This is a genomic window from Halomonas sp. ATBC28 (genome assembly GCF_005937175.1).
In the GTDB taxonomy this organism is placed as follows: domain Bacteria; phylum Pseudomonadota; class Gammaproteobacteria; order Pseudomonadales; family Halomonadaceae; genus Vreelandella; species Vreelandella titanicae.
In genome coordinates this window covers 1-15,785 of sequence record NZ_VCQL01000021.1, presented here as the reverse complement: position 1 = coordinate 15,785, position 15,785 = coordinate 1, and the positions used below count along the sequence as shown (strand labels likewise).

The window sequence follows — 15,785 nt, the reverse complement described above, 5'->3', positions numbered from 1 at the left end:
AAACGATTAACGAGATCACAATATAGCCCGCTAAAAAGCGGGCTATATTGCGTACCAGGCTTGGTAACCGCGGTTAGAACAACAGCTCACTCGTTGATGGCTCTTGAACTCCCGTCACCCCCAGGGCATCTTCACCGCTATTAAGGCTTAGTGCTGAGGGCTGGTTCTCGCTTTGCTCAATGATGAGTGATTGAAGATCCATTGAGCCACCATTGAAGGTTAACCGTACTACTTGTTCCCCCTCCTGCAAGTTGAGCGTCACCTCCGGCCCTTGGACATAGTTTCCCCAGTCGCCGCTATTGGGAACGCTAAGCGGGGAGGCTTGTGCGTAGAACACGCCATCTTTCTCAGCGGCGACCGTTATGCTGCGGCCAGACCAAGGTGTCGCGGTAATAAATGAGAAGGTGTGTTCGCCAGCTTCAACGACATCGACGGTGTACTCTACCCATTCATTATTGGCGATCCAACCTATGGCCTCACCGTCGCCAACAATATCCACACCTTCGCCGCGAATGCTGGCGTTACCCAGTTGGGTTTCGCTGCTATCGTTGTAGGCTATGCCCGCGCCACCCTGGTCGTAGTTGATAGCGTCGAGAAACAGGCCGTCGTCGTCAATCAACCAGGGGGTGCCCTCCTCGTTAAAGGCTTGCTGTACGTTCTCACGTTCAAGGGTGAATGATTGGAAGTCCATCAAGTCGCTGCCCGCTGACCCGTTGAAGGTTAACCGCAGGGTCTGCTCCCCGGCCTGTAAATCGAGCAACATACCGTCACTGGCAACAGGGTTGCTCCAGGAGCCAGTGTTGGGCAGCGGCGGTGAGCTGGCTTCCAGATAGAACGCCCCATTTTTTTCGATGGCGGCAGTGATGGTGACATCGCTTGAGGGAGTCGAAGCGAGGAACGATAGGCTGTAAGTGCCGGATTGGGCCACGTCGATGGTGTACTCAACCCATTCTCCAACATCAACCCAGCCGATCGCTGTGCCATTACCGACGATATCAACGCCGCCTTCACGGAAATTGCTACCTTCTTGCTGAGGATCGCTATCGCTGTAAGAGATGCCTTCACCGCCGACATCAAATAGTGCGGCATCCAGCGTGAAGCTGTCGCCCACCTCCCAGGGGGTTCCACTGTCATTGAAGGGTATTTGGCTGCCGGTAGTAGTGATCGGGGCGAGTGAGAACGAGGCCAGGTCTTGGGAGCCGCCGTTAAAGGTTAAGCGCAGCACCTGTTCACCGGCTTCCAGTTCTACCTGTACGCTGTCGGTGGGGACAAAGGTCGTCCAACTGCCGCTGTAGTTCACGCTGACCGGCGAGGCGGTGGTGTAAGGGCTATCTCCTTGGGCGAAGGACGCAGTAATGGAGCGTGCGGCACCACCGGTCGACCCCAGCGCCGAGAGGAAGGAGAGCTCGTAAGTGCCTGCCTGAGCCACATTGAGCGTGTACTCGACCCACTCATTGTTTTCGATCCAGCCGATGGCCGAACCGTCACCGACGATGTCCACGCCATCGCCCCGGAAGTTGCTACCTTCCTGATTCTCGCTGCTGTCGTTGTAGGCAACATTCTGGCCGCCGCTATCGTAGTTGACGGCATCCAGCACGAGGCCTTCATCCTCTACCAGCCATGGCGTTTGGTTAGTGTTGAAGGGCTGTTGCTCCTCCTCTCCCAGGTCGATCGCCTCGAAGCTGAACGACTGCAGGTCAAGCTGGCCGCCGTTGAACGTCAGTCGCAACACTTGCTCGCCAGCATCAAGATCGAACTCCAGTGGGCCAACCGTCTGGAAGCTGGTGAAGCTGCCGGTATTGGGCAGGTTGATCGAGGCACTGCTCTGGAAGTTGCCATCCTGCTCAAAAGCGGCGGTGATGGATTTTCCATTTGATGTTGCCGAGGTGAGGAAGCTCAGTGCATAGGTGCCTGCCGTTTCAACATTGAGCGTGTACTCGACCCACTCGCCATCGGCGATATAACCCAAGGCTTCGGTGCCGTTGGAGATATCCACCGCTTCGTCGGAGCGGAACGCTGCACCCTGATGGGCGGTGGTGGTGTCGTTGTAGGCCACGCCCTGGCCACCGTTATCGAACAGCTTGGCTTCCAGCGTCAATCCATCCGCCCCGAGTGTCCACGGCGTTTCGCCTGTATTGTAAGCAGTTTGCTCTACAGGTGCCTGGTCATCCAGGAAGTTCGGAATGCCATCGCCGTCACTGTCGTCATAGAGATCGATGCGGCCGTTGCCATCGGCATCCTCCACCCCGGTGGGGTCATAGGTCTGAACATTCTCGACCAGGAAGATATTGTCGTTGTAGTCGTAGTTCACCCCCGCATAGTCCTGAATCACGATATAGGTATTGGGAATGACGTTGCCTGCTGCGTCTTTCGCTACGTAGACGCGAATCAGGTGGCCGTCGTTTTCGTCCCAGTTCAGGTTGGTGCCGGGGCTGCCGATAGCATCGATGGTGTCTTCGTAGAGGTTGGCATCGGGGTCAGACCAGGAGATGTAGCCTTGGCGACCGGTAATGTCCGCAAAGAAGCCAAAGGGCGCGTCCCGATCCAGAGTGGTGGTGGTCAGCAAGTCGCCACTATTGAGTGCCCGCGGCAGCAGCGTTTGCCCATCCTGCTCGTCGTGGGCCAGTATCTCGTCACGACCCCGGCTATCCACATCGTGGATAAACAGTCGAGCCACATCGCCTTGGGTATGATATGCCGCCAACTGGGTGATCTTGATCGGCGATTGACCGTCGGCACGCTGGAAGTAGGGCGAGAGAATCTCATCCCCGTTCGCTTCCACCAGCCCGCCCTGATTCATCTGCCCCTCGGCTACATTGGTCGAGAAGCCGAAGGCGTCGATGATCTCCTGTACCAGCGGCTCCTGGCCATTCTCCGACTGGCCCTGGGCAATCCCCGCCAGCTGGATCGTTTTGGTTCCCTCATCACCGTCGTTTGAGTTAATGGTCAGCGTGGACTCATACAGCGTACCGTCATCGAAATCCTCGGCGATAAAGCGAACGGTGACATCCAGTGTGCCGCCGGCGGGAATGATCAGGTTTTCGGTGGCTCCCACGATCTCAAATAGGCTCGGATCGGAAATTGCCAGGCTGCTGATCTCCAGGTCGGCGAAGCCATCGTTGGTGATGGTAAAGGTCGATTCGTCGTGGAACACCTGGCTGGCGTTGGCCGGGTTTTCTATTCGGCTCATCACCAGGCGATCATCCGAGGGTACCCCATCCAGGTTGGTGATGGAGATCTCGCCGCCGGAAACCGGTGAGATCCCTTCAATGACAAACATATTGTCGTTGTAGTCATAGTTGATGCCGGTGTAATCCATCACGCCCAGGTAGGTGTTAGGGATTACGTTGCCATTGGCATCCAGTGCCTGGAATACCCGCACGGTATAGCCACGTTCGATGTCTTCCGCCCCTGGCGGTACCGTGCCGCCTCCAGTGGGATTGAGCGACGGGTCGGTTGAGAGATTGGCAACCTCGATACCAAAGATATCGTTACCGATCCAGCCGTCGGGGATTTGGTCGCGAGTGAACGTTGCCGTCGCGAATTGTCCATTGGCCTTGATAGGCAGTAGCGACTGGTTATTGTCGCCTGCATGATCGGAAAGGATAATATCCTGGTTTTTATTGCCGGGATTATGAATCCCCAGTGTTGCTCCACCGTTGCCGTGGTAGGCCGCCAACTGGGTAATCGTGGCCGACTCGAAGCCATCGGCTATCTTCCAGTAACGTGACATCACCTCGTCATCATTGACCGGCCGGTAAAGGTCGAAGTCGTTGAGAACCGAGTTCTCGCCACCACCTACGGTGGTTAGCCCCTGGATGACGTTGCCAAAACCGAACACTTCCCAGACCTCGTTGACGTTGGGCTCCCAGCCGCCTTCGTCACGCGCCTGCCAGAAGCCTGCCAGGTGCACTTCGGCGACGGGGGTGTCCGCATCGTTGGTGACCAGGCGCAGCGTTCCCTCGAAGACGCCGTCGCCGGCATCGTTAGTGGGTGGCGTATAGGCCGCGCGGTCAAACAGCACTTGCACGTCAATCGATTCTCCTGCAGCCAGTGTCAGGCCAGCGAAGATATCGGGATCGACGAGAGTGAAGGGGCCATCAAGATCGGTGTCAATAAAGACCAGCTCATTGGTGCCGGTATTGCTGATGGTGACCGTGGCATCCTCTTTATAGTCACGGTTAGGGTTGGAGGCGCTGTCGTTCTCCAGGTAGCTGAAGTGCAAGCGGTCGGAGTAGTAGGCCGCATCGTTGCTCTGGATACCGATATCCGCATCGGGGTTGCCGGGGGCGGGCGAGATATCGAGGTAGTCGATTTCATCGACGCCATCCGCCGTGGAAACAACCCGCAGGTTGTAGGTGAGTCCCGCCTGAAGCTCGATATAGGCGGACTGCTCGCCGGCCTCGCCAACGCCTGGGAAACTCATCTCATCCACCGGCTGCCCGTTGAGCAGCAGCGTCAACGCACCACCATCCGGTGCGCCCGCATTGGCGGCCAGGTCAAGTTTGTAGGCGCCGTCCTCATTCACCGTGAAGTAGAAGTCGGCGGTACGGTCATTGACAGCCCGGGCACTATCGCCGCTTTCAAGCTCGATACGGCCACTGCCATCAATGTCTGCGTAAACGGGCTCGAAGGTATCCAATGGGGTATCCGCGATGCGCAGCAGGTCGACATTGGGGCCATTGGCCCCCGGGGCTGTGACGGTAATAGTATTGCTGCCTGTGCCCAGGGTTAACTCGGTTGACTGGAAGAACCAGTTATCCTCAGCTTCGTTACTCTGACCTGGGAAATTGAGCGTGCCAATATCGATACCGTTGACGGTGACTACCATTGGACGGTCAGCCTTGGAGGCTGCCAGGGCATAGCGGAAGCCAACGTCGTAGGTGCCAGCCTCATCGACCTCTACTGTCCAGGTAATACTCTGGTCGCTGGTGCCATTGAAATCGACGAACCCTTCACCCGAGGCGTTGCGGTCATCCTCACTGTTGGTGATAATCACCGGCCCATCGAGCTGAGCGTTTTCAGCTTCGTAGTCGGTGTAGCCGGGCGATGTGTCTTCGGGGGCCTGTAGGATCTCCAACTGGTCGATATTGGGGCCCGTATTATTGACGGCCTGGAAGCGTACCGTATTAAGCCCTGATACCAGCGACGCTGGGATATCCAGCGTTAGCCACTCGTTCCAGGCGTCGTCGCCGGTCACACCCGTTGGCGGGCTGAAGTTGAAGGTGCCCACGCTGACATTATTGACGAACACTTCCAGCGGGCGGTTTACGGTGTCGCCGTTACCGTAGCGAACTCGCAGCACTGAATCACCCGCATCGGCCCCTGATAGCTCGAAACTGAAGGTGATAAAGTCGCTATTCGTACTGCCAAAATCGGCATAGCCGCCTAATACGCCATCGGTATCATCATTGTTACCGTCCAAACCGAAGGCGCCAGGGCGCACACCGGTTGGCTGGTTGGCTTCGGGGTTATTCACCGTGCGGATCTGAATCTCAGCACCACCACCTTGAGCAATTGATACGCTGGTACCATCGTTGGGCGTATTGTCTTCTGCCTGAATAGTGAGTAGCGACACCAGCTCATCATCAGGCTCTTCAGGATCGACAATGACGCCACCTGGCGCTGGGTCGAGGCGAATGATCTGGCTCTGACCGTTGTTGCGGTTCAGCGTCAGCAGGTAGAGCTGGCCGGTGGCCGGGTTTTCGATAATATCCAGCGGGTCTATGTAGGTGATAACGTTACCATTCACATCGCGGAGCACTTCGTCCCCAGTGATGTTGCCTGCGGCGTCGAAAGTAATGGAGCGTATATCGTCACCACCAGAATATTCGGTGAACAGCACGCTGCCTTGCAGGTTGCCGCCAAACACGCCGCTGGTGTACTCGGTGACGCCGTTGGGAGAACGGTTCTCGCCTAACGAATAGATTCCCTCGATGTCGTAGTTGGGGTCAGGGTCTTGGCCGGCAGGGTAGTTACCTACCTGGTTGGCATCGTTGCCTGCGGTTGGGTTACCGCCATTGAGGATAAACTCATCGCGCAGGGGGTTGGGATGTCCGTAATAGCTTCCTTCCTTAACCGTAAACAGGTAGTCGTCCTGTTTTTCGACGTTACTTACGTACTCATTTTGCGGCGTCGAGGGGTCATCCGGTACGTTGCCGCCGGCCGCCGAGCCGTTGGTCGGGACGTAGAGGTTGCCATTGGAGTGCCACACCAGGTCATAGGCATTGCGTACGCCGGTGGCAAAAATCTTGACCACAGCGTCATCGGCGAAAGGATCATAATAACTCTCGATCAAGTTACCATCGGAATCCTCTACTGTTGCGGTACCGTTGGCCGCGAAGACCAGAAAACGGTCATCACCCATGGCAATCGGGTCTGCCTTGAAATCAACGCCGTCATCGTCGGTGAAACGGCGGTTGAAGCCATCCTCAGGCAAGGGCTCGGTGGTTACATCAAAGCCACCTGCTGGCGCTTCACGGGTCGGATCTATTTCCATGACAGCGGCACTGAGCAGGCGCTCCGGACGGTTACCCCAAGCACTATCGGGTGCCCCCATCGCCGAGTTCGATCCCTGAAGTAGATACAGCAAGTGGCTCGGTACGTCTGGGTTGGTGTTGGCGTCGAATTCGGGGTTGGCGCGGAATTCGAGGCTATTGGTAACGTGGTCGCCGTTGGAGCGCGGCAGTCCGGTGATATAGGCTTCAGCAGTGGCGTTGAAAGCGTCACCTTCTTCCAGGGTAATCTTGGAAATGCGTCCACTGAAATCGGGGACGCCATTATCACGCCCTTCAAGTGGAATCGGATAGTTATCGCTTACCCACAGGACATTGGGATCGGTAGGGTCGAAGGTTAGGCCGATAATGCCCCGCGATCCTGCCGAATCCCCTGCAAAATAGTCGAGTGCCAACACTTGCTCATTGGAGAGAGCGCCGGTTTGCGGGTTAACGTCGTAACGCTTGATCTCGCCCAGCATATTCGAGATGTACATCTTGCTACCATCAGGTGATAGCTCCAGCGAGGTGAATTGGTAAGCGTTGTCAGCAGCGCCGTTGAGCTCAATGACATCGTTGAACGCTACTTCTCTTGGCACAATTTCAGAGGCTTCACCGGTGACAAAAGTGTTGGTGAATTTCTGAAATTCCCGGGTCGGTGCGTCTGGGTCGTCATTGGCGCCACGATCCTGAAAGCCTTCGATGACCAGGGTGTAGCTGGTGAACTCTTTGAGCATGCTGTTGGGAGAAATCGTCAACGAATCGAAGCCGCCGGTAGTGTTGACGTTGAGAGCTACCTCTTCGCCGCTGACAGTTTCGAAGAGCCGTACGGAGCCGTCACCTAAGCTTTCCAGCAGAGCACCGCCACGGCCATCGACGACCGAGATGCCCACGAAAATATCCGAATCGGGATCGACGCCGGTGGGGGGCGTGCCGTCTTCGGCGTCTAACTCGACCCGAATCTCGTTCTCGCCCACTCCGGCGATAGCACGCGGGTCGGTGAAGAAGGCGTAATCTTCCGGTGCCTCACGGTCATCCTCCGGTGTCAGGTCGGGAATCGACTGGATCTCGATATACTGGACCTCGGTATTATCACCAAGGCCAATCGAATCCAGGGTCAAGCGGCCATCGGTAACCTGTACCACGCGGGTGACCAACTCGGAGCGGAAGCCTTCGGTGTCGTTGCTGGGGCTATTGTCGGCTGGAAAATCATCGGGCCGGAACGGCGTAAAGGGGGTGCTGAATTGCTCACCTTCGGCGTTGATCAGATTGACGCTGTCGTAAGGCCCTGAGGTATCGCCGATAGAAATCGTGACCTCATAATAGCCGTCGTCCAGTTCCATTTCCCATCCGGCGCGTACATAGCCTTCCGCAGGCTGGTCGAAGTGAGCGTAGGTGCCCTGGCGAGGATCAAGCCCGGCAATCTCATCGGTACGGTCGTTGACGGCGACACTGGAGAGGGTATTGATCGCCATCGGTATAGTGCCATTTTCGGTGCCATCGGCGATGGAGGCCTCGGTAACCCAGCCGTACTGGTAAACTTGGCCATCGATCTCGACGGATTGATCGCCAAACGCTAAGCCGGTATCGGCGATATAGCCTTCCGGAGTGGCAAAGCCATCGGGCTCGAAATTAATCTTGACGGCAAAGCGCTCACCTGGCTCGACAACCGGTGGCTCTTGAGTACCCTCTCGGCTGACGCTCAGGCTATCAATATTGGGGCCGGCATTACCGACGTTCTCCAGCCGGATGGTGTTGTTGCCCGCCATCAGTTCCAGCTCAATGGTGGCGTCTTGCCAATTCACCCAGCCGTCGTTGCCTGCGCCAGTGGTGGGGAAGGCCAGTTGGCCCTGGGGGGCGCCACCTACCAGGAGAGTCATCGGTCGGCTAGCCCCGGCGCCATCACCGTTGGCATAGCGCACATTCAGGGTATAAGTGCCCGCTTCTTCGACGGCTACCTCAAAGAAGGCCGCATCACCGGCTTCGTTGCCCATATCGAGGTAGCCGCTGCCGGTAAAACCATCCCATAGGCCGTCCGGGCCAGCGGCTGCATTGGTTTCGGGATTGCTAGCGTCGCGAACCACTGTATCAGGGGTAGGCTCATCATCGTCGATGGTGAGCGCTTCACCCTGAATCTCAAACAGGAAGGGCTCGGTGGGTGTTTCACCGCCGTCGTCCTGCTGGTAGTTGAAGATAATCTGATCGATATTGGGGCCGTTATTGACACCGCCATCGGCCACTGCCGGTATGGCAAATGAGACGCTGTTGGGGCCAGCTTGAAGCTCCATCTCCACTTCAAGCTCTAGCCAGCTATCCCATGGGTCGTTGACGCCATCATTGACTGCCGGCGGAAAAGCCGCTTGGGGAACAGGCGTTCCATTGATCATTAGGTCAAGGGGGCGGGGCCCTGCGCTACCGTTGGCGTAACGAATTACCGCGGTGTAGGTGCCAGCTACCTCGGTTTCAACGTTGAAGATAACTTCGTCGCCGGGGTTTGTGCCAAAGTCCATATAGGCACCACCGACGGCTCCTTCGCGGTAATTAGTGAAGGCATCGGGATTATTAGGATCTACCACCCGCGTGAAATCGGCATTGGAGGGTAGGCCACTATCATTGACGGTGACCAGAGCAGCATCCTCTGCCTGGATAACGATGGGCGCGACAGTGTCTGGAACGGCATCATCCTCGCTTACGCTACCGCTGGCCGTCGCGGCGGCGCTGTCGATGGCGAAGCTGTCACCGGTGGCGCCGATAAGCGCGACCGTGACGGTTTCGCTACCGTTATCTTCGTCGTCGTTGGCGACATCAACCGCTAGGGTGGCGGCACCGTCGATAAAGGTGACCGTGCGGGTATCGGCAACGCCATCAATTTCCAGGGCAAGCTCCACGTCACCGCTAAAAGCGTTTGAGGCGCTCAATGCAAAGCTCAGCGTAGTGACGCCCTCATCGCCACTCTCTACCACCTGGTCGGCATCGGCGATGCCCAGCAGGATAGTCGGCTCCGGCTCGCCGCTGTCCGTGGGCACAAACTCGATATAGTCGATGCGTGCGTACTCCAGCGCCGTCGAGCTGGCGCTGAGCGATAGGGTAGCGTCATCGCCCACGGTCACGTCGGCAAAGGTGGCAGTGCGAAAGTTTTGTGGCTGAACACCGTTGCCGCTGTCAGCGTCGTCATCGAATGTCCAGCTGCCGCTGAAGCTCTCGCCGTCGGCGTTACCGATACTTAGTTGGGCAGTGCTTTCACCGTCGCTCTCGTCGACGTAACCGACGATGACGGTATAGGTACCGGCAGCCACCTTGCCATCAAGGGCGTAATTGGCGGTACCTTCGCTGTTGCCGGGCAGGCGGATAGCCTGACCGCCATCGGCGGCGACGATGTTCTCGATGGTGAAGGTCGTGGCAGTGTCGAACGCTTCCGCCTGTAGGCGAATTGATTCTACGGGGGGCTCTACTTCGTCATCTTCGCTTACGCTACCGCTGGCCGTCGCGGCGGCGCTGTCGATGGCGAAGGTGTCACCGGTGGCGCCGATAAGGGCAACCGTGACGGTTTCGCTACCGTTATCTTCGTCGTCGTTGGCGACATCAACGGCTAGGGTGGCGGCACCGTCGATAAAGCTGACCGTGCGGGTGTCGGCAATACCATCAATTTCCAGGGCTAGCTCCACGTCGCCGCTAAAAGCGTTTGAGGCGCTCAACGCAAAGCTCAGCGTGGTGACGCCTTCATCGCCACTCTCCACCACCGGGTCGGCATCGGCGATGCCCAGCAGGATAGTCGGCTCCGGGTCTACACTGCCCGTGGGCACAAACTCGATATAGTCGATGCGCGCGTACTCCAACGCCGTCGAGCTGGCGCTGAGCGATAGGGTAGCGTCATCGCCCACGGTCACGTCGGCAAAGGTGGTAGTGCGAAAGTTTTGCGGCTGAACACCGTTGCCGCTGTCAGCGTCGTCATCGAAGATCCAATTGCCGCTGAAGCTCTCGCCGGTGGCGTTACCGATACTCAGCTGGGCACTACTTTCACCGTCGCTCTCGTCGACATAGCCGACGATGACGGTATAGGTACCGGCGGCCACCTTGCCCTCCAGGGCGTAGCTGGCGGTGCCTTCGCTGTTTCCGGGCAGGCGAATGGCCTGGCCGCCATCGGCGGCGGCGATGTTCTCGATGGTAAAGGTCGTGGCAGTGTCGAACGCTTCCGCCTGGAGGCGGATGGGATCGGCAGGCACTACCGCTTCGTCATCTTCACTGACGCTACCGCTGGCCGTCGCGGCGGTACTGTCGATGGCGAAGCTGTCATCGGTGGCGCCGATAAGGGCGACCGTGACGGTTTCGCTACCGTTATCTTCGTCGTCGTTGGCGACATCAACCGCTAGGGTGGCGACTCCGTCAGTGAAGGTGACCGTGCGGGTGTCGGCAACGCCATTAATTTCCAGGGTAAGCTCCACGTCACCGCTAAAAGCGTTTGAGGCGCTCAACGCAAAGCTCAGCGTGGTGACGCCCTCATCGCTACTCTCTACCACCGGGTCGGCATCGGCAATGCCCAGCAGGATAGTGGGCTCCGGCTCCACGCTGCCGGTGGGCACAAACTCGATATAGTCGATGCGTGCGTACTCCAGCGCCGTCGAGCTGGCGCTGAGTGACAGGGTAGCGTCATCACCTACGGTCACGTCGGTAAAGGTGGCAGTGCGAAAGTTTTGCGGCTGAACACCGTTGCCGCTGTTGGCATCGTCGTCAAACGTCCAATCGCCGCTGAAGCTTTCGCCTTCGGCGTTGCTGATGCTCAGTTGAGCAGTGCTTTCGCCATCGCTCTCGTCGATATAGCCGACGATGATGGTATAGGTACCGGCAGCCACCTTGCCATCAAGTGCATAGCTGGCCGTGCCTTCGTTGCTGCCGGGTAAGCGAATAGCTTGGCCGCCATCGGCGGCGGCGATGTTCTCGATGGTGAAGATTGTGGCAGTATCGAACGCCTCCGCCTGTAAACGGATGGGATCGGCGGGCTCGGGAGGAGGTGTAACGCTATCTTCAACATCACCAACGGCAATGACGAATGTTTCGCTAACACTCGCACCCGCCGGGTCAGTGGCGGTTATCTCGACGCTGACCGAGGTTGTCGTTTCAAAATCAAGGCTTGTGCCGCTTTTCAAGCGCAATACGCCGCTGACATCTACCTCGAAGCGCTCGTCGCTGACAGTAAAACTATGGGTGTCGTCATCCTGGTCTTCCACAATGAGCTGACCAATAACGGCGCCTTCCTGGTTTTCCAGCACGCTGTTGTTATCTAGCAGCAGGGCGGTGGGTGCGGAAGGCTCTGCCGCCACCAACGCCATCTCAATTTTATCGATATTGGGGCCGTTGGCGCGGCCGCCCAGCCGCAGTAAGTTTTCGCCAGCGGCTAGCGTGAATTCGAGTGTTTCTGTCGTCCAACCTTCCCATTGCGTGGCAGCGGGCGTACTGGTAGTTACGCCGCTGGGTAGATCACCGAGATCATCGGGCATATAAAGGGCGGGCGTTGTTTCTGCAAATGCAAAGGTGCCAATACTCGTTAAGCCGCTGCCTTCGACCAGCGACAAATCAAGCGGCCTGCCGCTGGAACTGGCATAGGTTACGGTCATGGAATAGGTGCCCGCGACGGGGGCTTGATAAACAAATTCCCCATAAGCATCTACATTGCCAAATGCCCAATCCAGGTAGCTAGCCTCTTCGGCACCTACTCGAAAGGTGTCGTTGAGGCTTACGATATTGGCGGTAGTCACCGGGCGATTGGTATCGATGCCATCTGGGGTTAGGTCGGGTTCTGGTGACAAAAAAAGCTCTTCGCCTTGGATCACCTGACTGCCTAGCGCGGGTTTGCGGATCTCGAGATAATCCACATTGGGGCCGCTGAGGCCATTGGACGTAAAGCTGACGCTGTTTTGCCCCTCTTGAAGCTGCACAATAATGGTGCGTTCAGCGAAGGTAGTGAAGTCACTTGCATTATTATTGCCTTCGGGGCTGGTACTGCGTAGGTCAAACATGCGATCAACCAACTGATCATTCACTTCTAGACGCAGAGGGCGGTTACGTTCGCTGGCGACAGCATCGTTGTTTCGACTCAAGGCGTAGCTTACCGCCAGTTCATATTCACCCGCCTCCGGGACATCGATATTGAAGGTAAGAGTTTCACCACTCGGGCCGACAAAATCGGCATAGGCATTGCCATCAGCATTAACGGCATTGGGTTCACCGACGGCGGACGTGGTCACGCCGCCTGTCATAACAGCATAGTTGCTGTCGCCATCTGTATTGTCGGTATCTTCTGCCTGAATACGGATGGGGATGAAAACAGGGGGCACGGGAAGGCTTTCGGTGACTTCAAAGGTGACCGCCTCACTGCCAGCTTCAATTAAGTTGCCTCCACTGTCGAGTGCGCTAATCAGTAGTTGAACGTCACCATTGGTAAGGTTAGGGAGGTTATCGAAGATAAAAGGTGGAGATGTTTTCGTGAGCGTTAGTGACTCACCCTCGCTATTAATGATGGTTAATTCGATTGATTCCGTAAGAGATAACGAATCAAGGGGGGTATTAATGATAGGAATGATACGGATTGCACTATTTTCTATTTCATCTACTGCCACTGTCTGTGCGCTGTTTAAGCCACGCTGGACTTCACCACTCGCTGCATCGACCCAAGAAATAGAGAACATAAGACACCCCTGTGATGTAATTAGCTAATTGCAGGCAACACCTGGCATATTAGTGTTGTTGATATTGAGAAGGTGCTGAGCATCAGATCCCCATGAGCCGTGTAGTGGCCACCTCGGCTCCATGCTCGTTACAATTTTCTACCTTAGTTAACCTCTCATATCTCACAAGGGTTAAATTTCTAATGTTGTTGTGTTGTTTGGTTGGTTTATTAAATATTATTTTTAGAAAGTAGAGGGTTATAGCTCATGTAATATGAGTGTTTGGTAAGTTGTTTAGAAATATGGCTAAAAAAATAATTATCTTATAATGAGGATTTAGTTTTTTGGAGTTGATGATTGATTACTATTTGAACTCTTTTTACTGCCTATATAGTCAATAATGTCATTAGAGAGTTATTAGTTTTTTAAGCAATAGACTGTGGTTGATTCCATCTCGTCACCAGTGTTTAAGGCGCTTTACTCTGATAATATCCATTATGCAGCTATTTAAGATTGGTTTTTCACGCGGTTTATTCTGACCGTAATAGCGGCCAAATTCGTCGGTCACGGCGGTGAGGAGGCTTCCTACGGGGGGCGAGAACCAGTAAAGTGTACCGCTCCTGTCGCCGAGCGGCAGCCATGAGCCTTATCTTGTACGACAGTGCCTAGATCTTGGGTGGTTGGCACTAATGTTTGTAAATTGTGCAGAGGATGGTTGTGAAACTTTTGATATTGGATGCCGGCCACTGCTTAAACTTGGCACTGGCTCGGGAAGCAAGCCGTCGCGCCGATACGGAGTTAGTCATTGAACAGGGTACAATCATTACCGCCTCTCGTCTTGAGGCGATAGCCCCCGACGCCGTGATTATTCCACCGTTGGCCCATCCACTGAATATGGCGCCAGCGGATGTGACGGCGCATGCCGATGCGGTAGATATTTGTCTGGATGCCTGCCAGGCGCAAGACGTAGCGTTGATATGGTGTGTCTCCGATCAGCTCTATGAAGATGGTTTGGATGTCCCCATTGATGAGCATGTGGTGCCCGCGCCACGGGATGATAGCTTGCGCCGTCTGGTGCAGACCGGTGATCGCATCCGTGCGGAGTTTCGGCGTCATTTGATTGTGCGCTTAGGCCCGCTGTTTGCGCTGGAAGGAAGCCATGCGTGGCTAAATGACATCATTGGTGATTTGGTACTCGGGAAGGCAGTGCGCGCTGCGGAGGATGTGATTTTTTGCCCGACCTCCGCGGATGCCGTTGCCATGGCACTGATTGGCATGCTACAGCAGCAGGTCAGCGGTGCTGAGGCTTGGGGGGCTTACCATCTTGCTGGCACCGAGCCGGTCAGCGCCTTTACCTTTACCTCCATGGTGCGTACTCAGCTGTTAACGCACCTTGAGGGGCGCGGTGAGCAGATTACCCTCGGCGAGGTTCAGCCGCTTAAACATCATCATGATGCAAAGCTACGGCGCGTTTTGAACTGCCGGCGTGTGCTGGATGTGTTTGGCGTTCATCAAAAACCGTGGCGGTTAGAGGCTGGGCGTATGTTGGATACGTGGTGTTTAACCCGTGAAAGTAACCGTGTCAGCAATACAGGAGCGTCGGCTTGATAAATGTGGTTCGCAGCTTGGTCTTTTATGCTGGCTACTTTTTGGCCATGCTGATGATCGGCATCCTGTTTCTGCCCATTGCGCCGTTTCTTCCACTGTCTGGCCGCTACCGATTGCTTAACTTGTATAACTACTTTTTGATGGTGTGGTTTCGTATTGCCTGCGGGGTGCGCTACGACATCCAAGGGCGGGAAAACCTGCCCAGTGGCCCGTGTGTGATTCAAGCCAACCACCAGTGTGAGTGGGAAACCGTGTTTCTACAGGTGATGAAGCCACCGGTATGTACCGTGTTAAAGCGCGAATTACTGCGCCTGCCAATCTTTGGCTGGGGGTTGCGTCTGCTTCGCCCGATTAGTCTGGACCGCTCGAAACCAGCACGGGCGATGAAGCAAGTGCTTACTCAAGGCGTCGAGCGTTTGGGAACGGGGCTTTCAGTACTGATTTTTCCTGAAGGGACACGGGTAGATCCAGGCATCCGCAAACGCTATAACAAAAGTGGTAGCGTGGTGGCGTGTCGGGCAGGGGTGCCGGTATTGCCGGTGGCTCATAATGCGGGTGAACGCTGGCCAGGCCGCCACTGGGTTAAGCGGCCAGGCGTACTGCGTGTGCGCATTGGTAAGCCGATTGAAACAGCCGGGCGTATGCCCGATGAAGTGCTCGCAGACGTCGAGGCGTGGATTGAAGCGCAGTTACAGGAAATTTCAGACGTGCCACGGCCTACCTCTCGGTAACCGTCTTTTGCGTATACGTTACGCCTGTACATAAAAGCCTGAGCATAAAAACGGCGCCCAATGTGAACTGCACCCCAAAAGTTGGACGCTCATCCAACGATTGGGGTGTTTTTCATGACGAAACATAATGAAGCGTTCAAGTTACTAGTAGTGCAACGCTACGCAGAAGGACAGCAGGGTTACAAGAGTCTGGCCAGACAGTACGGTCTTGGCCCTACAACCGTCAGGCGTTGGGTTAAACACTTTGAACAGCATGGTCTAAGTGGCTTGCAGAAAAAGTTCACCCACTA

3 protein-coding genes are annotated in these 15,785 nt (G+C 56.0%); 2 read left to right on the top strand and 1 reads right to left on the bottom strand.

The features are described from left to right. Nucleotides 1-73 precede the first annotated feature (73 nt). Complete coding sequence (locus E0L35_RS20415) at nt 74-13,177, bottom strand: carbohydrate-binding protein (RefSeq protein ID WP_138801280.1); 13,104 nt, start codon at nt 13,175-13,177, stop codon at nt 74-76. A gap of 696 nt (nt 13,178-13,873) precedes the next feature. On the opposite strand from E0L35_RS20415, the gene E0L35_RS20410 reads away from it, so the two are divergent. Together E0L35_RS20410 and E0L35_RS20405 are read left to right on the top strand one after the other, a co-directional pair. Next, nucleotides 13,874-14,764 carry a sugar nucleotide-binding protein gene (locus tag E0L35_RS20410; RefSeq protein WP_022520898.1) on the top strand — a complete coding sequence of 297 codons (891 nt, stop codon included), beginning with the start codon at nt 13,874-13,876 and terminating at the stop codon, nt 14,762-14,764. Beyond that, entirely contained in the window at nt 14,761-15,495 is a 735-nt protein-coding gene (locus tag E0L35_RS20405; RefSeq protein WP_022520897.1) for a lysophospholipid acyltransferase family protein, read from the top strand. The genes E0L35_RS20410 and E0L35_RS20405 overlap by 4 nt, the downstream gene beginning before the upstream one ends. Nucleotides 15,496-15,785: the final 290 nt, after the last annotated feature.